Origin of the sequence: Marivita hallyeonensis (assembly GCF_900129875.1) — a bacterium.
GTDB classification, from domain to species: domain Bacteria; phylum Pseudomonadota; class Alphaproteobacteria; order Rhodobacterales; family Rhodobacteraceae; genus Marivita; species Marivita hallyeonensis.
This window is the reverse complement of sequence record NZ_FQXC01000005.1, coordinates 17,582-38,313: the sequence shown is the minus strand read 5'-3', so window position 1 is coordinate 38,313 and position 20,732 is coordinate 17,582. Positions and strand designations below refer to the sequence as shown.

15 protein-coding genes are annotated in these 20,732 nt (G+C 61.9%); 10 read left to right on the top strand and 5 right to left on the bottom strand.

Going from position 1 to position 20,732, the window contains the following annotated elements; all coding sequences use genetic code 11:
- Window positions 1-19 precede the first annotated feature (19 nt).
- Complete coding sequence (locus BUA42_RS16335) at window positions 20-697, bottom strand: cell division ATP-binding protein FtsE (RefSeq protein ID WP_072779407.1); 678 nt, start codon at window positions 695-697, stop codon at window positions 20-22.
- A 179-nt stretch (window positions 698-876) separates the two neighbouring features.
- On the opposite strand from BUA42_RS16335, the gene BUA42_RS16330 reads away from it, so the two are divergent.
- The 3 genes from BUA42_RS16330 to BUA42_RS16320 all read left to right on the top strand — a co-directional run bounded on the left by BUA42_RS16330 (window position 877) and on the right by BUA42_RS16320 (window position 4,004).
- Entirely contained in the window at window positions 877-1,716 is an 840-nt protein-coding gene (locus tag BUA42_RS16330; protein ID WP_072779406.1) for a zinc-ribbon domain-containing protein, read from the top strand.
- A 192-nt stretch (window positions 1,717-1,908) separates the two neighbouring features.
- Window positions 1,909-3,297: an aminotransferase family protein gene (locus BUA42_RS16325; protein WP_072779405.1), complete on the top strand. Its 1,389-nt coding sequence runs from the start codon at window positions 1,909-1,911 to the stop codon at window positions 3,295-3,297.
- Window positions 3,294-4,004 (top strand): GNAT family N-acetyltransferase, encoded by a 711-nt coding sequence (locus BUA42_RS16320; RefSeq protein ID WP_072779404.1) that lies wholly within the window; start codon window positions 3,294-3,296, stop codon window positions 4,002-4,004. Before BUA42_RS16325 ends, BUA42_RS16320 begins: the two co-directional genes overlap by 4 nt.
- Window positions 4,005-4,148: 144 nt before the next feature.
- Here BUA42_RS16320 and BUA42_RS16315 read toward each other — a convergent pair whose 3' ends face one another.
- Window positions 4,149-4,670, bottom strand: a complete 522-nt coding sequence (locus BUA42_RS16315; protein WP_245819042.1) for a hypothetical protein — start codon at window positions 4,668-4,670, stop codon at window positions 4,149-4,151.
- A 309-nt stretch (window positions 4,671-4,979) separates the two neighbouring features.
- Between BUA42_RS16315 and BUA42_RS16310 the strand changes: the two genes are divergently transcribed.
- Genes BUA42_RS16310 through BUA42_RS16280 form a run of 7 tightly spaced genes read left to right on the top strand, consistent with a single transcriptional unit; the run spans window position 4,980 to window position 17,993 of the window.
- Entirely contained in the window at window positions 4,980-7,358 is a 2,379-nt protein-coding gene (locus tag BUA42_RS16310) for a glycogen/starch/alpha-glucan phosphorylase (RefSeq protein WP_084066271.1), read from the top strand.
- A complete protein-coding gene (gene glgB, locus BUA42_RS16305) occupies window positions 7,355-9,559 on the top strand; it encodes a 1,4-alpha-glucan branching protein GlgB (RefSeq protein ID WP_072779401.1) in 2,205 nt (734 codons plus the stop codon). The genes BUA42_RS16310 and glgB overlap by 4 nt, the downstream gene beginning before the upstream one ends.
- Before the next feature lie 27 nt (window positions 9,560-9,586).
- Window positions 9,587-10,846 carry a glucose-1-phosphate adenylyltransferase gene (glgC, locus tag BUA42_RS16300; protein WP_072779400.1) on the top strand — a complete coding sequence of 420 codons (1,260 nt, stop codon included), beginning with the start codon at window positions 9,587-9,589 and terminating at the stop codon, window positions 10,844-10,846.
- A gap of 1 nt (window position 10,847) precedes the next feature.
- Window positions 10,848-12,281, top strand: coding sequence for a glycogen synthase GlgA (gene glgA / locus BUA42_RS16295; RefSeq protein ID WP_072779399.1), 1,434 nt, complete (start codon window positions 10,848-10,850; stop codon window positions 12,279-12,281).
- Window positions 12,281-14,386, top strand: a complete 2,106-nt coding sequence (glgX, locus tag BUA42_RS16290) for a glycogen debranching protein GlgX (protein ID WP_072779398.1) — start codon at window positions 12,281-12,283, stop codon at window positions 14,384-14,386. The genes glgA and glgX overlap by 1 nt, the downstream gene beginning before the upstream one ends.
- Window positions 14,383-16,365: a 4-alpha-glucanotransferase gene (gene malQ / locus BUA42_RS16285; RefSeq protein ID WP_072779397.1), complete on the top strand. Its 1,983-nt coding sequence runs from the start codon at window positions 14,383-14,385 to the stop codon at window positions 16,363-16,365. Before glgX ends, malQ begins: the two co-directional genes overlap by 4 nt.
- Window positions 16,362-17,993, top strand: coding sequence for an alpha-D-glucose phosphate-specific phosphoglucomutase (locus tag BUA42_RS16280; protein WP_072779396.1), 1,632 nt, complete (start codon window positions 16,362-16,364; stop codon window positions 17,991-17,993). Before malQ ends, BUA42_RS16280 begins: the two co-directional genes overlap by 4 nt.
- 19 nt (window positions 17,994-18,012) lie before the next feature.
- Here BUA42_RS16280 and BUA42_RS16275 read toward each other — a convergent pair whose 3' ends face one another.
- Genes BUA42_RS16275 through BUA42_RS16265 form a run of 3 tightly spaced genes read right to left on the bottom strand, consistent with a single transcriptional unit; the run spans window position 18,013 to window position 20,659 of the window.
- The gene (locus BUA42_RS16275; protein WP_072779395.1) at window positions 18,013-18,861 is read right to left on the bottom strand and encodes a metal ABC transporter permease; all 849 of its coding nucleotides are present in this window, start codon (window positions 18,859-18,861) and stop codon (window positions 18,013-18,015) included.
- Entirely contained in the window at window positions 18,861-19,763 is a 903-nt protein-coding gene (locus tag BUA42_RS16270; RefSeq protein WP_178346921.1) for a metal ABC transporter permease, read from the bottom strand. Before BUA42_RS16270 ends, BUA42_RS16275 begins: the two co-directional genes overlap by 1 nt.
- Window positions 19,760-20,659: a manganese/iron ABC transporter ATP-binding protein gene (locus BUA42_RS16265; RefSeq protein WP_072779394.1), complete on the bottom strand. Its 900-nt coding sequence runs from the start codon at window positions 20,657-20,659 to the stop codon at window positions 19,760-19,762. Before BUA42_RS16265 ends, BUA42_RS16270 begins: the two co-directional genes overlap by 4 nt.
- Window positions 20,660-20,732: the final 73 nt, after the last annotated feature.

Genomic DNA, 20,732 nt, shown 5'->3' with positions numbered 1-20,732 from the left:
GTGGAGCGAAAATCGAACTTCACAGGTCCGCCCCCGCTGTCTGTAATCGCCGGTTGGAAATCCGCAACACGCGCGTCTGGACCTGCGCCTTGGCGGCACGGATGAGGCCAAGGTCATGGGTCGCGACAAGGATGGTTTTGCCCATGCGGTTGAGTTCGACCAAAAGCGTCAACAGGCGCTGAGACATTTCCCAGTCGATATTCCCGGTGGGTTCGTCGGCGAGGATGACCTCGGGTGACATGATGACCGCCCGGGCAAGGGCGGCCCGTTGGCGTTCGCCGCCGGACAGTTCTGGCGGGAGGGCATCGGCGCGTGCGGTCAGGCCGACCCAGGCCAGTAGCTCTTTGAGGTTGGCGTCATCCCCGCCCGCATCCTGCCCGGAGACCGCCAGTGGCAGGGCCACGTTTTCTTCCACCGGCAAATGGTCGAGGAACTGGCAGTCCTGATGCACCACACCGACCTTGCGGCGCAGCACGGCCACGTCATCGCGACCAAGTCCGCGCACATCGCGGTTGAACAGGCGGACATGGCCGGAGGTGGCTTGCAGCGCGCCGTAGCAGAGCTTCAGAAAGGTGGTTTTGCCCGACCCGGACGGCCCGGTCAGAAAGTGGAACGAGCCCGGTTGCACCGTAAGCGTGATGTCCGTCAGCAGCTCACCCCCACCGTAACTATACGCCACATTTTCAAGCTCGATCACGGTGGTCTTGCCCCTGCCCCCTCGTTCGGCGCTGTTGTGCCTGAGCATCGTGCCAGTTTCAATGCGACCGAGGCAGCACAAGAGGCTTTTCCACAGCGCATGGCGCGCCTATGTTGATTTCACGGTGAGAAAAGGCGACGGCATAACAATCGCCGCGTCCAGGAGGGGCAACAGGCAATATGCGGCTGACATGTCCAAGTTGCGGAGCGCAATACGAAGTTCCCGATGACGTGATCCCGGACGAGGGACGCGACGTTCAGTGCTCGAATTGCGGGAAAACGTGGTTTCAGGCGAAAGGCACGGAAGACAGTCCGGAGGCAGTTGCTGCCGCCGAAGCTGCACCGAAGGACGCCGTCTGGCATCCGGAGGTCGACAGCGATGGGGATGACGGCCCGTCCGTGAACCAGGACGCGGCGCCGGGGAAGACGCCCCCGCCAGCGCCCCCGAAACGCAAGGAACTTGATCCTGCCGTTGCCGGAATTTTGCGCGAGGAAGCCGAGCTTGAGGCGCGGGCCCGCGAAGCCGAAGCCGACGTGCTGGAAGACCAACCCGATCTGGGATTGCAGGAACCCGAAGACGAGGCGGCAAAGCGCGCGCGTCAGGCCCAGGACCGGATGCGCAAGCTGCGCGGTGATCCGCCTGATCCGTCCATTGCGGCCGCTGCCACGGGGGCGGTCGTCGACACAAGGCCTCAATCGCGCAGCGATATGCTGCCCGATGTGGAGGAGATCAACCAGACGCTGCGCGCCTCGACCGAGCGGCGCGAGGTTCGGACGGTTCAGGGCGATCTGGAAGACGACGATGAGCCAAACGGCGGGTTTGGACGCGGTTTCATCTTCACCGCGCTCATTTTCGTGATCGCCACCGCGGTCTACATTTTCGGACCACAGCTGGCCGAAAGCTTTCCGGGGCTTGCCGGGCCTATGGAGATGTACGTCGCAACGGTTGATCAGGCGCGGGCCTGGCTCGATACTCAGATCGACAGTATCCGCGCCATGATCGGTGGGGACAGCGCTTAAGCGGCTTGTTTCAATGCCCTTTGTATCGCTCAGGTTGCGCTGTCGCACAGACGCGCAGGGGCCTTTTCATTTGGACTCATTTCTGATGTGCTTCTGGCCCTAACCCCGGGTCACGCCTTCTGCTCAAGTTGTTTCGAACCAAGGCGGGGTCCGCGCTTGGGTGGCACTGATTCTCATACGGAGGCGACAGCCATGGACGGCACCTTGTCCCAGAACGATCTCAGCCACGTGGTCGAAGCCGACCGCGCCCACGTCTGGCACCACCTTATTCAGCATAAACCGTTCGAGACGACCGACCCGCGCATCATCGTCGAGGGCAAGGGCATGCGGGTCTGGGACCAGAAAGGCAAAGAGCACCTTGATGCCGTGTCCGGTGGTGTCTGGACCGTGAACGTCGGCTACGGGCGCGAAAGCATCGCCAAGGCGGTCTATGACCAGCTGCTAAAGCTGAACTATTTCGCGGGCTCCGCCGGGTCGATCCCTGGCGCGCTATTCTCGGAAAAGCTGATCTCGAAGATGCCGGGGATGACGCGGGTTTACTACTGCAACTCCGGTTCCGAGGCGAACGAGAAGGCGTTCAAGATGGTCCGTCAGATCGCGCACAAGCGCTATGGCGGCAAGAAGCACAAGATCCTCTACCGCGACCGCGATTACCACGGCACCACGATTGCCTGCCTGAGCGCTGGCGGTCAGGACGAGCGCAACGCGCAGTACGGGCCGTTTAACCCCGGCTTCGTGCGCGTGCCGCATTGCCTTGAATACCGCGCCGCCGATCAGGGCGCCCCAACCGAGAACTACGGTGAATGGGCGGCGGACCAGATCGAACAGGTCATCCTGCGCGAAGGTCCGGACACCGTCGGCGCGCTGTGCCTTGAGCCGGTGACAGCGGGTGGCGGTGTCATCACCCCGCCGCAAGACTATTGGGACCGGGTGCAGGAGATCTGCCGCAAGTACGATATCCTGTTGCATATCGACGAAGTTGTTTGCGGCGTGGGTCGGACGGGCACCTGGTTTGGCTACCAGCAATACGGTGTGCAGCCTGACATGGTGACAATGGCCAAGGGTGTCGCGTCCGGCTATGCCGCAATTGCTTGCATGGTCACGACGGAAGACGTGTTCTCGATGTTCAAGGACAACCACGAAGACCCGATGAACTACTTCCGCGACATCTCGACCTTCGGGGGCTGTACCGCAGGACCGGCGGCGGCGTTGGAGAACATGCGGATCATCGAGGATGAGAACCTGCTCGAAAACACAACGCAGATGGGCGACTACATGCTTGGTGAACTGCACGCGCTGGCCGACAAGCATTCCGTGATCGGCCACGTGCGAGGCAAAGGTCTGTTCCTTGGCGCAGAGCTGGTGGAGGACCGTGAAAGCCGCAAGCCGATGGCCGAGAAGCGCGTGCAGAAGGTCGTTGCCGACTGCATGGCGCAGGGCATCATCATCGGCGCAACGAACCGGTCGCTTCCTGGCTACAACAACACGCTGTGCTTCAGCCCCGCGCTGATCGCGACGAAGGACGATATCGACCAGATCATCGCGTCGGTCGACGAGGCTCTGACCCGCGAATTTGCGTGACGGATCCGTTCGTCACCGGGCAAACACTGAACGAGTTGGGGCAGCCTGTCGGGTTGCCCCTTTCTGACTTGAGCACGCGACCATTGCCGCCAAAGACAGAGATGACGGGGCGGTATTGCACTGTAGTACCGTTGCGCCTCGACCATACCGATGACCTTCATTTGGCGTTTTGCGAGGATCAGGAGGACCGCCTCTGGACCTATTTGCCAAACGGTCCGTATGACGATGTCGAAGCATTCCGCGAATGGGTGCAGAAGGCTGTCACGTGGGATGATCCCCTGATGCACGCGATCCTTGTCGATGGGCGCGCAGTGGGCCACGCGAGCTTTTTGCGTATCGCGCCGGAAAACGCGTCGATCGAAGTTGGCTACATCAACCTTTCCCCTGCGCTGCAACGGACCCGCGCGTCGACCGAGTTTCAGTACCTCATGATGGCACGCGTCTTCGATGAGCTGGGCTACAGGCGTTACGAATGGAAATGCGACGCGCTGAATGCGCCCTCCCGGCAGGCGGCAGAGCGGTTGGGCTTCACTTACGAGGGCACCTTCCGACAGGCGACGCATTACAAGGGGCGCAACCGCGACACCGCGTGGTTCTCGATCCTCGACAGTGAATGGCCGGACCTCAAAGCGCGCTTTGAACGCTGGCTCGACCCGGCGAATTTTGACGACACGGGCGCGCAGCTTCGGTCGCTGGGGGATGTGTGACGGGACACAGCGGCGGACCCTCGTAGACCAGGCGTGGTGTTCCTAACGAGCTGGGCGTGCCATGCTTTCCTTATTCACCAGGCGCTTGTTGAGAATCCTTCGTGGCGGTTTTCAAAGCGTTCCCGAACACCAGCGTCTCTTCTTCTAGGGTTTTCGTCCGGGACCGATGATCGCGCGTATGAGGATGGCGATGAAAGCGCCCGCCAGCACGAAAACAGCCGTTCTCTGGCCAAGAACCAACCATCCGTAGGTTGTCAAAATCCCATCAACTTCCTGGATCCTGTCACCCCCACCGCGTTGCGAAAAGGAGTCCGGGTTCATCGACTGCATCCAGCCTCTTAGTCGACCCATCACGATGCTCACCAAGGCGATGATGAACGCAACGAAAGCGCCCGAGGACGCCGCGCGGAGCCACGTGATGGGCGAACGCATCATGCGCTTGAGGATTGGCGCGGCAATCAGCCAACTCACCGCAAATGCGATGGGCAGACCGATGACCGCAGCCCAGATCATGACGCCGGCCGATTGGCGGACTTCACCGCCGCCTATGCCCATAGAAATGGGTACAGCCACGACCAACCAGCCGAGGATGGCGGACAGATTTACGGCGCGAACCCATTGCCGGCGCGAGTACGCGTCCGATTGGTTTTCTGGTTGATCACTCAAAACACGACCAAGGCTTTCAATTCATCATTGCAGACAAGCGTGCCCAACACAGCACCCATCAGCGTGGCGCTTTCAAGGCGACCTTGTGCGATTGTCGATCGTTTTCTTGGGGTTGTTTGCTTCATGACGGTCAAAACATCTCCGACGCCCTACGTTGACGTCGAACAGATTGCTATCGGCTTGCGTATATGCTGAATCTGCGGCACAGCTTTGCGCTTATAACAGTGGTCAAAGGGCCGAATTTGCGCCATAGACGCCATTGTTAGCGCAATCAAAGCGCTTTGAGTCGCGTTGGACAGCAAAATGACGATGAAAACCGACATTCTGAACCGCCTGAAATACTCGCTTGGCAAAGACGCCGAGCACGCCTCGACTTATGACTGGCGCATCGCGCTGTCACTCGTCCTGCGCGACCAGATGGTCGAGACGTGGTTCGACGCCACGCGCGAGACCTACGCGGCCTCGCCGAAGCGGGTGTATTACCTGTCGATGGAATTCCTGATGGGACGGCTGATCGAGGACATGATCGGCAACCTTCAGATGGAAGAGGCGGTCAAAGCCGCGATTGACGAATTGGGGCTCGACTACGACGCCATCGTGCATGACGAACCTGACGCGGCGTTGGGCAATGGCGGATTGGGGCGGCTGGCCGCCTGTTTCATGGACTCGCTGGCCACGTTGGGCATCCCGGCCTTTGGCTACGGCATCCGCTACGAACACGGGTTGTTTGAACAGAGCTTCGCGCAAGGCCAGCAGGTCGAGAAGCCCGAGACGTGGTTGACACAACGGCACGCGTGGGAATTCGAACGGCCGGAGGCACAGTACCGGATCGGGTTCGGCGGGCATGTGGATCACCACGAAGGCAAGGCATACTGGCATCCGGGCGAGGTGGTGATGGCCACCGCCTATGACACGCCGATTGTCGGCTGGAAGGGCGCATGGGGCAACACACTGCGCCTGTGGGCGGCGGAGCCGTCGAAGGATTTCGATCTGGAAAGCTTCAACCGCGGCGATTACCTCGCCGCCGGACGGTCGGAGGCACTGGCGCGCACGATCAGTCGGGTGCTTTATCCCGACGACACGACGGAAAGCGGCAAGGAATTGCGGTTGAAGCAGGAATACTTCTTCACGGCCGCGTCGCTGATGGACCTGATGCGCCGCTACCTGCAGGACCATGACGACATCCGTGCCCTGCCCGATTACGTGGCGATCCAGTTGAACGACACACATCCGGCGATTGCCGGGCCGGAACTGGTGCGCCTTCTGGTGGACGACCACGGATTGCCGATGGACGAGGCGATGGACATCGCGCGGCGCTGTCTGGCTTACACCAACCACACGCTTTTGCCCGAGGCACTGGAACGGTGGAGCGAACACCTGATGGGTCGTATCCTGCCGCGCCATCTTGAGATCATCCGCGTCATCGAACACGCGCATCAGTCCGAGTATCCCGGAAGCCCACGCATCCTTGAACATGGCGATGTGCGCATGGGCGAACTGGCCTTCATCATGGCGCACAAGGTCAACGGGGTGTCGGCGCTGCACACCGAATTGGTCAAGGAAACGGTCTTCGCCGACCTGCACCGTATCCACCCGACGCGGATCATCAACCAGACCAACGGCATCACGCCGCGCCGCTGGCTTCATGGCTGCAACCCGTCATTGCGGCGGTTGATCACGGACGAGATCGGCGAGGGCTGGGTGACGGACCTCGAACAGCTTTCCACGCTCAAGTCAAAACGCGACGATGTGGGCTTCATCGAGGCGTTCACCGCGTCGAAGCGCGAAAACAAGGTCAACCTGTCGAACTGGATCGGGGAAACCATGGGGATCACCCTTGATCCCGAGGCGATGTTCGACGTGCAGATCAAGCGCATCCACGAATACAAACGCCAGCTGATGAACCTTCTGGAGACTGTCGCGTTGTGGAACGACATGCGCGACACTCCGAATGCAGACTGGACCCCCCGCGTGAAGATCTTCGGCGGCAAGGCCGCACCGGGGTACTTCGTGGCGAAAGATATCATCCGGCTCATCAACGACGTGGCCGGTGTCATCAATGCCGACGAGGTGACGGGCGACAAGCTCAAGATCGTCTACCCGCCGAACTATAACGTGACGATGGCCGAACGGTTGATCCCGGCAGCGGATTTGTCGGAACAGATCTCGACGGCGGGCAAGGAAGCGTCTGGCACTGGTAACATGAAATTCGCCCTGAACGGCGCGCTGACCATCGGCACGCTGGACGGCGCGAACGTGGAGATCCGCGAGCATGTCGGGTCCGAGAATTTCTTCCTGTTCGGCCTGACCGCGCAGGAGGTGATGGAGCGGCGCACGCATCACGGCTTCGCCCGCGCCGCGATCGAGGCGAGCCCGCGTCTGCAGCGGGTGCTGGGCCAGATCGCCGAGGGCCGTTTTGCACCTCACGACCCAAGCCGGTATCATGGGCTCGTGGGAATGCTTTATGACCATGACTATTTCCTCGTGACCTGCGATTTCGACAGCTATTTCGATACGCAGCGCCGTGCGGATGTGGCGTACCGGAACGCAAAGAACTGGGCGGCGATGGCGCTGGCCAATACCGCAAGCATGGGATGGTTCTCGTCCGACCGGACGATCACGGGCTATGCCCGCGATATCTGGGGCGCGGAGTCCGTCACACGACCGAAGCTTGAGAAATCCGCATGAGCGACACTGCTGATCTGATCGACGCCGGGACTGCCGCCGCGATTGCTGAAGGTCGGCACGGGGATCCGTTCGCGGTGCTCGGCTTGCACGAGATCGGCGGTAAGATCGTGGTCCGTGCCATGCGGCCCGAGGCGGACAGTGTCGAGGTGCTCGACGCCAAGACCGGGCGCAAGATTGCAGCTTTGGAAAACGTGCGGGACGGCTTGTACGCGGGCGTTGTTCCGCGACGAAAGAACCGGTTCGACTACAAACTGCGCCTGACACGCGGCGGCGAGTCCTGGGAAGAGCAGGACGCCTATGCATTTGGCCCGAAGCTGGGCGAGATGGACGAATACCTTCTCGGCGAGGGTACGCATGACAACCTGTGGGACGCGCTTGGGGCGCATGTCTGCACGCATGAGGGTGTCCATGGCACGCATTTCGCGGTCTGGGCACCGAATGCGTTGCGCGTCTCGGTCGTCGGTGACTTCAACGGCTGGGATGGCCGCCGCCACGTGATGCGCCGCCGGGGCGCGACGGGCGTGCACGAGATCTTCGTTCCGGGACTTGGGGACGGCACGGTCTACAAATACGAAATCCTCGATGCGCATGGAAACCTGCTGCCGTTGAAAGCCGACCCGGTCGGATTTGGCGCGGAGTTGCCACCGGCCACGGCGTCGGTCGTGCGAGACCTTGACGGGTACGACTGGTCCGACGCTGGCTGGCTGAAGAAACGCGGCGCGAAACAGCGGATCGACCAGCCGATCTCGATCTACGAGGTGCATCTGGAAAGCTGGCGGCGGGTGCCGGAAGAGGGTAACCGCTCGCTCACATACCTTGAGCATGCAACGATGCTTGTCGACTACGTGCGCGACATGGGGTTCACGCATATCGAATTGACGCCGGTGTCGGAATACCCGTTTGGCGGTTCGTGGGGCTATCAGCCAGTTGGCCTCTTCGCGCCGACCTCGCGTTTTGGCACGCCGCAAGAGTTCCGCCAGTTCGTCGATGCCTGCCATGCGGCTGGGATTGGTCTTATCATCGACTGGGTGCCGGGGCACTTCCCGACCGACCAGCACGGGCTGGGCCGGTTCGATGGCACGCCTCTTTATGAACATGCAGACCCGAAAGAAGGCTTCCATCCGGACTGGAACACGCTCGTTTACAACTACGGGCGCACGGAGGTGCAGAACTTCCTGATCGCGAATGCGCGGTTCTGGTTCGAGGAATACCACATCGACGGGCTGCGCGTGGATGCCGTGGCGTCGATGCTTTACCGCGACTATTCGCGGAAAGAGGGCGAATGGGTGCCCAACAAGGATGGCGGGCGCGAGAACCTCGAAGCGATTGCCTTTATGCAGCGGATGAACACGACCGTCTACGGCGCCGATGACAGCATTCTGACCGCCGCCGAGGAAAGCACCGCGTTTCCGGGCGTCAGCGCTCCGGTCGATGCGGGCGGCCTGGGCTTTGGCTTCAAGTGGAACATGGGGTGGATGAACGACACCCTGCGCTACATGGCCGAAGATCCGATCAACCGGAAATATCATCACGACAAGATGACCTTCGGACTGCATTACGCGTTCTCCGAGAATTTCATCCTGCCGCTCAGCCATGACGAGGTGGTGCATGGCAAGGGGTCGCTCTTGGGCCGGATGCCGGGGGACGACTGGCAGCGCTTTGCGAACCTGCGTGCCTATTTCGGCTTCATGTGGGGCCATCCCGGCAAGAAGCTCTTGTTCATGGGCGGCGAGTTCGCCCAGGCGCAGGAGTGGAACAACGAAACAAGCCTCGACTGGCACCTGCTTGACCATGCCTCGCATGAGGGAATGCAGCGCTTGGTGCGGGATCTGAACACGCTCTACCGCGCGACGCCCGCGCTCTTCCAGAAGGACCATCAAGAAGACGGGTTCCGCTGGATCGACGGCGGCAACGCGGCGGACTCGGTCTTTTCCTGGGTTAGATACGGCGAGGCGGGTGAGACACCCGTTCTGGTCGTCGCGAATTTCACCCCGGTCCCGCGCACCGGTTTCCGCATCGGCGTGCCGCATGAAGGGCATTGGGACGAAAAACTAAACTCGGATGCCGCGATCTATGGCGGCACGGATACGGGTACCCCCGGTGGCGCACGGACCGACGCGGTCTCGATGCACGGGTGCCCCTATTCTATCGAAATCACAGTGCCACCATTGGCGACCGTGTTCTTTCAGTTGGAGGACTGACCGCACGCGGACAGAGGGGAGGGAAAGATGAAAGAAGACAGATTCAGTCTCGCACAGCAAAGCATGGCCTTCATCCTGGCCGGGGGGCGCGGTAGCCGCCTGAAAGAGATGACGGACATCCGCGCGAAACCCGCCGTCTATTTTGGCGGCAAGACGCGGATCATCGACTTCGCGCTGTCGAACGCGGTCAACTCGGGTATCCGCCGAATAGGCGTCGCGACGCAATACAAGGCACACAGCCTGATCCGCCACATCCAGCGCGGCTGGAGCTTCTTCCGCGCGGAACGCAATGAGTCGCTCGATATCCTGCCGGCCTCGCAACAGTTGAACGAAGAGAACTGGTACAAGGGCACGGCCGATGCGGTGACGCAGAACATCGACATCATTCGCGGCTATGGTCCGAAATACGTTCTGATCCTCGCAGGTGACCACATCTACAAGCAGGACTATTCCTTCATGATCGAGGAACACGTCCGGTCCGGCGCCAAGGTGACCGTCGGCTGCATCGCGGTGCCGCGCGACGAGGCGAAGGGCTTTGGCGTCATGCATGTCGATGACAATGACACCATTCTCGACTTCGTGGAGAAACCGGCAGAGCCCCCCACGATGCCGGGCGATGACACCAAATCGCTGGCGAGCATGGGAATTTACGTGTTCGAGGCCGAGTATCTCTATGAGATCCTCAAGAAGGACGCGGAAAACCCGAAATCCGACAACGATTTCGGTAAGGACATCATCCCGAGCATCGTGGCTGAAGGCGGCGCGCGGGCGCATCCGTTCAGCCGCTCTTGTGTCATGTCGGGGCTGGAGACCGAACCCTACTGGCGCGACGTGGGTACGATCGATGCCTACTGGCAGGCCAATATCGACCTGACGGACTTCAAGCCGGAGCTGGACATCTTCGCGACCGATTGGCCGATCTGGACCTATTCCGAATTGGTCCCACCCGCGAAATTCATCCATAACGAGGAAGGCCGCCGCGGTCAGGCGGTGTCGTCGATGGTGTCGGGCGGGTGCATCATTTCGGGATCGTCGCTGTACCGGTGCCTCTTGTTCACCGGCGTGAAGACGCACTCCTATTCACAGCTCGAGGGCGTCGTCGCCCTGCCTTACGCCGAGGTCGGACGGCGGGCCTATCTCAAGAACGTGGTGCTGGATCGCGGTGTAAAGATCCCGCCCGGGATGATCGTGGGTGAAGACCCCGAACTGGACGCCAAGCGCTTCCGGCGCACCGAAGGGGGCATCTGCCTCATCACACAGTCGATGATTGATAAACTGGACGGCTGACATGCAGGTCTTGATGGTGTCATCGGAATGCGCGCCCTTCGTTAAGACGGGTGGCCTCGCGGATGTGGTGGGGGCCTTGCCTGCCGCGCTGAAGCCGCTTGGCGTGGAGGCGCGGGTGGTCTTGCCCGCGTATCCGCAGCTTTTTCCGCTGCTGCCGAAAGGGACCGAGGTCGCCGCGTTCGACGATTTGCCCGGCGGGACCGCACGCGTGGTCGCAGTCGAGGCGGAGGGCGTGCCGCTTGTTCTGCTCGACGCGCCGCAGCTTTTTGACCGGCCGGGCGGACCCTACATCGACGAGGACGGGCGCGATTGGCCGGACAACCACATCCGCTTCGCCGCCCTGTCGATGGCCGCCGCGCGGATTTGCATGGGGGTGATCGACGGCTACCAACCCGACATCCTGCATGCTCATGACTGGCAGGCGGCGCTTAGTCCGGTTTACCTGCGCATGACGGGCCGGACGGAGCCGAAGTCCATCATCACCATCCACAACATCGCCTTCCAAGGTCGGTTCGGCCCGCAAGTGCTTGGGCAGTTGCACCTCAAGACCGACTGGTTCCACCCCGAGGGGCTGGAGTTTCACGGTGATCTGAACATGCTCAAGGGCGCTTTGATGTATTCCGACCGGATCACCACGGTCAGCCCGACCTACGCGCGCGAGATCCTGACGCCGGAGTTTGGCATGGGGCTGGACGGCGTCTTGCGCGCGCGGTCAGACGTGTTGAGCGGGCTGCTGAACGGCATCGACACGGACGTGTGGAACCCGGCGGACGACAAGGCGCTGGCCGAGAATTTCGACGCAAAGACGCTGAAACGAAAAGCTGCCAACAAGGCCGCGCTGCAGGAACAGCTCGGGCTCGTGACGCATGCAACCGGACCGCTCTTCTGCGTGGTCAGCCGGTTGACCAGTCAGAAGGGCCTGGACGCGCTGCTTGATGCGGTGCCGCATCTCGTCGCGACGGGTGGGCAACTGGCGGTTCTGGGCACCGGACAGCGCGAATTGGAGCAAGGCTTCAAAACTGCCGCTGAAACGCATGCCGGGCAGGTCGCGACCCATATCGGCTATGACGAACCCCTGTCACACCTTTTCCAGGCGGGCAGCGACGCCATTCTGATCCCGTCGCGGTTTGAGCCTTGCGGCCTGACCCAGCTTTACGGGCTGCGCTATGGCACATTGCCCGTGGTGGCGCGGACCGGTGGTCTGGCCGATACGGTGATCGACGCCAATGTCGCGGCGATTGCGGCCAAGGCCGCGACGGGCTTTGTGTTCTCTGACGTCAGCGGCGCGGGTATTTCGGGGGTCGTAGACCGCGTCGTTGATGCTTATGCGGACCCGAAACTCTGGCAGGCCATGCAGCGAAATGCGATGCGGCACCCGGTGAGTTGGGAGACCTCGGCGAAAGCCTATCGTGACATGTATTCTGACCTTGTTTGATGACCTATCAGAACACCGTCTCTGCACAGCTTGAACCCGGCATGCCGACCCGGCTGGGCGCGCATTTCGATGGGCATGGCACAAATTTTGCCGTCTTCTCGGAAAACGCGGAGGCTGTGTTTCTGTGTCTTTTTTCGCCGGACGGCAAGCGTGAGGAGCTACGGCTCCCCTTGCCGGAGCGCACAGGATCGGTTTGGCACGGCTACCTGCCCGGCGTGAAGCCAGGTACGCTTTACGGGTATCGCGCGGCAGGGCCGTACGCGCCCGAGGCAGGTCATCGCTTCAACCTCAACAAGCTTCTGATCGACCCGTACAGCCAATCCTTCTTCGGGGCGTTCAACGACCATCCTGTCACATTTGGTTACACGTTGACCGCACCAGAGGCAGACCTGTCATTTGACACTCGCGACAGTGCGGGCCACACGCCGAAAAGCGTTGTGCCGGACCCGGGCTTCTTGCCCGCAACGGCCACACCTCTGGGACGGGGTTGGGAGAGCACGTTTATCTACGAGGCGCATGTGAAGGGTCTGACGATGCGCCATCCTGACGTCCCGGTCGAAGCGCGCGGCACGTTCGACGGGCTGGCCTCACCAGCGATGCTTGATCACATGACGCGACTTGGCGTGACGGCGGTGGAACTGCTGCCGGTGCAGGCGATCAAGTCGGAAGGTGCCTTGGGCGGGCGCGGTCTGGTCAATTACTGGGGGTATAATACGGCCGGATTTTTCGCGCTCGAACCGCGCTACATGGGGCCGTCCGGTCTGCGCGGGTTCCGCGCAATGGTGGACCGGTTCCACGCTGCCGGGATCGAGGTCATTCTGGACGCGGTCTACAATCATTCGGCCGAGGGTGACCACCTGGGACCGACCTTCTCGTTTCGCGGTCTCGACAATGCGTCGTACTATCGCTTGCAAGAGGACCCGCGGTACTACGTGAACGACACCGGCTGCGGGAATACGCTTGACGTCAGCCATCCGTTTGTCACCCGCATGATCCTCGACAGCCTCCGCTACTGGGTTCAGACCTTCGGGATTGACGGGTTTCGGTTCGACCTGGCCACGACGCTCTGCCGCGATGCGGAAGGGTTTCAGCCGCATGGCGCGTTTCTGACCGCGCTGCGGCAGGACCCGGTTCTGGCTGGCGTCAAGCTCATCGTGGAGCCGTGGGATATCGGCTTTGGCGGGTATCAGCTTGGCGCGTTTCCAGCGAAATTCGCCGAATGGAACGATCGGTTCCGCGATACCGCACGCCTGTTCTGGCGCGGCGACGCACATGGGGCGCAAGGGCTTGGGTCGGCGTTGCTTGGCACCGCCGACATCTTCGACCAGCGCGGGCGGCGGGTCTGGTCATCGGTCAACTATGCCGCGTCACATGACGGGTTCACGCTGGCCGACACGACGCGCTACGAGGCGCGGCACAATCACGCCAATGGCGAGAACAATCAGGACGGTCACCGCGCGAATTTCAGCGAAAATTTTGGCGTGGAGGGAGAGACCGACGATCCAGCCATCCAAGCCAAGCGCAGTCAGCGGCAACGTAACCTTCTGGCCACTGTGTTCCTGTCGCAAGGCACGCCGATGCTCTTGGCGGGAGACGAAGGCGGCAACTCGCAACAGGGCAACAATAACAGCTACTGCCAGGACAACGAGATCAGCTGGCTTGACTGGGCCAGCATGGATGCCGAGCTGATTGAATTCACGACGGTGCTGTCGCGGTTCCGGCAAGCGCACCCGGTGCTGCGGCAATCGGGTTTTCTGCACGGCGCGATCCGTCCGATTGACCAGAAACCTGATGTGGAGTGGCAGTCCTTCGCAGGGACCGACATCGACTGGACCGATCCGGACCTGTCGTCACTCTGTCTGCACCTGCGCGGCAACGCCGAGAGTGTAATCGGGCGTAGGGTGACGGATGAGGTTCTCTTGGCCTTCAACCGGGGTGAGGACGATCTTGAATTGACGCTTCCCGACCCCGAGACCCGCGCCTGGACGCGCGAGATCGATACGTCCGAGATGGTGCAGTCCTCGCACCGCCTCGACACCGATCGCGTGACCGTCCCGGCGCAATCGGTGAGCGCTTTCGTCCTGACCGACAGGGTCGTGGCATGAGCACCGCAGACGATACGCTTCGGGAACTGGCGGCCGAGAACGGGATCTACCTTGAGTTCTTTGACCTGCACGGTGTTCGTCATGCGGCGACACCAGACACCCTTCGAGCGCTATTAAAGGCAATCGGGGTCGCGGCGACCAGCGAGGCGGAGGTGCATGAGGCTTTGGCCGAACGCCGCGGTGCCTCGCGCCGTATGCCAGCAGAGCACATCGTTGCGGCGGGGCAAGAGGTTCGGATCTCAGCGCCGGACTGTACATGGGTGCTTGAAACGGAAGCGGGGGACGTTGTGGCCGAAGGGCGCAGCGCCGACGGGATCGGGCTGCCGCAAGTTGAAGTTGGGTATTACCGGCTGCGGTGCGAGGGGCCGGATTGGTCGGCGGAGACCTTCGTCCTGGCACGTCCTGCCCGTGCGCCCAGCATGCCGCAAGCGCCCTGCTGGGGCGCGACCGGTGCGCTTTACGGTTTGCGATCGGACCGGAATGGCGGTCTTGGCTCTTACCCCGAATTGGGGGTGGTGTCCGAGACGCTGGGCCGCGCGGGTGCGCAGTTTTTCGGGATCAACCCTGTCCATGCGATTGGATGGGCCACCACGGATATGATCAGCCCCTATTCGCCGTCGCATCGCGGGGCGTTCAACACCGATCATATTGCGCCTGCGACGGGTCTCGGCCCCTGCCCCGACGACGCGCTTATCGATTATGCCGCGTTTCGGGAGCGGCAGCGCACCGTATTGCGGCAGGACTTCGCGACGTTTCAGGCTTCTGGTGACCGAACTGCTTTTGCCGCTTGGTGCGAAACCTGTTCAGCGGACATCAAGACCTTTGCCGTCTTCGAAGCGATCAGCGAACGGCACGGCCATGACTTCCGTCGGTGGCCCACCGCATTGCAACAACCGGGCCGCGCGGCGGATGCGGAGGCGCGGGACAACGCCACGTTTCACCTCTGGCTCCAGTGGCTGGCACAGACACAACTGGATGCGGCGCAGGCGCGGGCGACAGCGTCAGGTATGGCGCTTGGCCTCTATCTCGACCTTGCCGTTGGACCGCGCCCGGATGGGGCCGAGGTCTGGATGAACGCGGCGACGATCGCCAAGGGTGTCACCATCGGCGCGCCGCCCGATCACCTGAGCCCGGAGGGGCAGTCCTGGGCCTTGGCGGCGCATGCGCCCGGACAGCTTGCCGCGTACCGCTACGCGCCCTTCCGTTCGATGTTGCGCAACCTGATGGCGCGGTGCGGATTGCTGCGGATTGACCATGCCCTTGGGCTACTGCGCAGCTTCTTGATACCGGATGACGGCAGCCCCGGCGGGTACATTGCCCAGCCACTCGACTCGCTCTTGGCCGTCATCACCATCGAGGCGCACCGCGCGGGATGCGTGGTCGTCGGTGAGGACCTTGGGCTTGTCCCCAACGGGTTGCGCGCGGCGATGAAGGCATCGGGGCTGTACAGCTATTCGGTATGGCAGTTCGAGGCGAACCACCTCGGAGAGATTCGCCCGGCCGACAGCTTGGCACCCGACAGCCTTGCCTGTTTCGGCACCCATGATACGCCGACCGTGCAGGGGTTCTGGTATGGCAATGACATCGACTGGTGGCAGCGCGTCGGCTGGATCACGCCTCAAGAACGCGCGGATCGGCACGGCGACCGCGCGCGGCAACGGGCCAGCTTGCGCAAGGTCAGCAGTCTTCGACCCTCCGCCGCTGCCCCAGAGATCACTGAAACGCTGCACGACCGTCTGGCGGCGTCGCCCGCCGCGATGGTCTCGGTCCAGTTGGACGACGTCTTCGGCGCGGTTGAGGCGCAGAACCTGCCCGGCACCATAGACGAACACCCAAACTGGCGCCGGCGCCTGCCAGTCTCGCTCGACGAAATGGCACAAAGCGATGCGCTTGCGCGGACAGCCGGTATCATGAACCGGCACCGCGCCCCCGCACAGGACGAACCCGAACTGCCCCACACCAAGGAGCTAACTGCATGACACTTCTCACGAAAAGCTGCACGCCCTTCGACGGTCAAAAGCCGGGGACATCCGGCTTGCGCAAGAAGACACGCGTTTTCATGCAACCCGACTATGTCGAATGCTTCGTGCAATCGATCTTCAACGCGATTGACGGGGTCGATGACAAGACGCTCGTGATCGGAGGGGATGGGCGGTATTTCAACGCCGAGGCAATCCAGACGATCCTGCGGATGGCGTCCGCCAATGGCGCGATGCGGGCGATTGTCGGGCAAGGCGGGCTACTGTCGACGCCGGCGGCGTCTAACCTGATCCGCAAGCGCAAAGCAGATGGAGGGCTGATCCTGTCGGCAAGCCATAACCCTGGTGGCATCGATGAGGATTTCGGCCTGAAGTACAACATCGCGAACGGCGGTCCGGCGCCGGAGGCGATCACCAACCGCATTTTTGAAGAAACGAAGACGATCAGCGAGTACAAGACGCTGGATACCGGCGACCTCGCGCTGGATCAGATCGGGGAGACATCGCTCGGCGGCATGACCGTCGAAATTGTTGATCCGGTTGCAGAATACGCCGCGCTGATGGAAGAGCTGTTCGATTTCGACGCGATCCGCGCACTCTTTGCGGGCGGGTTCACCATGCGGTTCGATGCGATGCACGCGGTGACCGGACCGTATGCCAAGGCCATCCTCGAAGGTACTCTGGGTGCGCCGGAGGGCACGGTTCTGAACGGTGTGCCGTCGGTCGATTTCGGCAAGGGCCACCCGGATCCGAATCCGATCTGGGCCAAGCCTTTGGTCGATCTGGTGATGTCGGAAGACGGGCCGGATTTTGCCGCGGCCTCGGATGGCGATGGCGACCGCAACATGATCCTTGGCCAAGGCATCTATGTGACGCCGTCCGACAGCCTTGCCGTTCTGGCTGCCAACGCGCATCTCGCGCCGGGTTATGACCGCGGTATCGCCGGGGTGGCGCGGTCCATGCCAACGAGCCGCGCCTGCGACAGGGTGGCAGAGGCGCTTGCGGTGGAGTGCTTCGAGACACCAACGGGGTGGAAATTCTTCGGCAATCTGCTCGACGCCGGTCGGGTAACCCTCTGCGGAGAAGAAAGCGCCGGGACGGGCAGCGATCATGTGCGCGAGAAAGACGGGCTTTGGGCGGTGCTTCTGTGGCTCAACATTCTTGCCGCGCGCAAGATGCCAGTGCGCAATATCCTGATAGACCACTGGCAGACCTACGGGCGGAACTACTACTCGCGCCACGATTACGAGGCGGTGGACAGCACCGCGGCGAATGGGCTGATGAATGATCTGACGGCCAATCTCGATAGTCTTGCCGGACAAAGCTTTGCGAGCTGTACGGTCGCTTCAGCGGATGAGTTTTCCTATCACGACCCGGTGGATGGATCGGTGAGCCACAATCAGGGCATCCGGATTGATTTCGAGGGCGGCGGTCGCGCCGTGTTGCGTTTGTCTGGAACGGGCACCGAAGGTGCGACGCTGCGGGTCTATCTTGAGCGGTACGAACCTCGGGACGGCGATCTTGCCATTGAAACGCAGACGGCGCTGAAAGACATCGCGGCGGCGGTGGCCGAAATCACCGGGCTTGTCGAGCGCACCGGGCGGACGGCACCGGATGTGATGACCTGAAATGCGCGTCCAACGGACGTTACGCCTTGCGCACCTTCAGTCTGGACGCCCGACGGGTGAGCATCTGGCGGCGGACGAACGCCGCCAAGAACAGCACTGTCAAGATCAACACAATGGTCGGGGCGGGTGCGCTGTCGAGGAAGAAGCTCAGATAGGTTCCTGCGAGCATTGACGCGACGCAAACCAGAACCGAGACCCAGAGCATGGTCGAGAACTGGCGCACCAGCAGGAAGGCAATCGCCCCCGGTGCGATCAGCAAGCCAATGGCGAGGATAAGGCCAACGGCCGACAGCGTCGCAACGATGGTCAGCGACAGCGCCGCCAGCAGCCCGTAATGAAGCACGTTGACGTAGAGACCCGAAGCCTGCGCCTGCGCCGGATCGAAGCTGTGCAAGAGCAGGTCTTTCCACTTCAGGATCAGGACCAGGGCGACGAGGGCCGAGATGATCCCGGCGGTCCACAGATCGCTTGCCCCGACGCCGAGCATGTTGCCGAACAGGATGTGATCGAGATGGGCATTCGTCTCAACCGAGACGTAGAGGACGATCCCCAGACCAAACATGCCCGAAAACACGACCCCCATCACGGTGTCCTGTTTCACCCTGCTGTTGTTCGCCAGATACCCGGTCGCGAGGGCGCAGGTCATGCCTGCGGCAAAGGCCCCGACGATCAGCGGCAAACCGAGGATGTAAGCCAGCACAATGCCCGGCAGGACAGCGTGACTGACCGCATCGCCCATCAGCGCCCAGCCTTTGAGCACCAGAAAACACGACAGGAGCGCCGTCGGCACCGCGACCATGATCGAGATCAGGAACGCGTTCTGCATGAAGGCGAAGCGGAACGGCAGGAGAAGCGTTTCGACGTCCATCAGAGACCCTCTTGCGCGGGGCGATGAGTGACCCGTGTCTGACCCGCGCTTTTTTCCAGCGCGGCTCTGGCCTTGCGTTTCGCCGCCAGAAGCCCGTGCTTGGGCGCGAAAACGAACGCCAGAAGAAACACCAGCGTTTGCAGTGTGACGATGATCCCGCCCGTCGCGCCGTCGAGGAAGTAGCTGATGTAGGCCCCGAAGAAACTGCTCAGCGCTCCGATCGTCACCGACAAGAGGATCAGGCGCGGGAACCGATCACAGAGCAGGTAGGCCGTGGCGCCCGGGGTCACCACCATCGCAATGACGAGAAACGCCCCCACCGTCTGCATCGCTGCCACGACCGAGGCCGAAAGCAGGACAAAGAAGATCGCCTTCAAGAGGCCGGGTCGCAACCCTATGGCGCGGGCGTGGTTTTCGTCGAAGAAGGTGACCATCAGGTCTTTCCACTTCGCCAATAGCACCACGAGCGACACAACCCCGATGATCGCTAGTTGCAGCGTATCCTCTGGCGTGATGGCAAGGATGTTGCCCATCGTGATTGTCTGAACCGAAACCGACATCGGATTGAGCGAGACCATGAACAGGCCGAGCCCGAAGAAGGACGTGAAGATCAGGCCAATGATGACATCGGGCTTGAGACCCGACCGTTCGGACAGAAAGAGCATGCCCCCGGCTGCCAGCCCTCCGGCAATGAAGGCCCCCAGGGCGAACGGCAGACCGAGGATGTAGGCTCCAGCCACACCCGGTACAACGGAATGCGCCAGCGCGTCACCAATCAGCGACCAGCCCTTGAGCATCAAATAAGCCGACAGGAATGCGCAGACCGCCCCCACAAGCGCGGACACCCACATGGCATTTGTCATGTAGCTGTAGGTGAACGGCTCCAGCAGGAGGTCGATCATGCGTCTGGATCCGTTTTTTGGGTGATTTCGCCGTATTGCACAAACGGCCGTTCGTCGTCGGTGAAAATCGTGATCTCGCGCGCGTCCTCATCGTCGTGCAGCGCTTCGCCGCCCAGCGTGAAGTGGCGCAACACGCCACCGAACGCAGCTTCGAGGTTCTCGCGCGTGAAGGTCGTCTCAGTCGGGCCGTGACACAGCACGGTGCCTTTGACGAGGATCGTGCGGTCACAGAACTCGGGCACCGACCCAAGGTTGTGCGTCGAGACCAGCATCACGCGGCCTTCGTCCCGCAATTCGCGCAGGAGGGCGACGATCTGGTCCTCGGTTTTTACGTCAACGCCGGTGAACGGCTCGTCCAGCAGGATCACCTGCCCGTCCTGCGCCAATGCGCGGGCAAGGAACACACGTTTGCGCTGACCACCGGACAGCTCGCCGATCTGGCGATGGCGGAAGTCCTGCATGTTCACCCGGCGGAGCGCCTCATCAACGGCGGTGTGATCGGCCGCTGCAGGGCGGCGCAGAAAGCCCATATGGCCGTAACGACCCATCATGACCACGTCTTCGACGAGAACCGGAAAGGCCCAGTCGACCTCTTCGGATTGGGGAACATAGGCCACGAGGTTCTTCGCCAATGCCTCTTTCACCGTCATGCCAAGGATGCGGATCTGTCCTTTGGCCGCGGGCACAAATCCCATGATCGCCTTGAACAACGTGGATTTGCCCGCCCCGTTGATGCCGACCAAAGCCGTGACCGTACCACGTGGGATCTCGAAGGTCGCATCCCACAGTGCGGTGTGCCCGTTGCGATAGGTCACCGTGACGTCGTGCGCCGACAAGCCCGCACCGCCGGGTTCGGAGTCCGGTGCGTCAATCGTTGCGTTTTGGGCGTCAAGCATGACGGTATCCTTCGACTTAATGGCCCCAAGGGGCCGGAAACGCGCGAACCTGCGATGCGCGCACCGCAGGTCC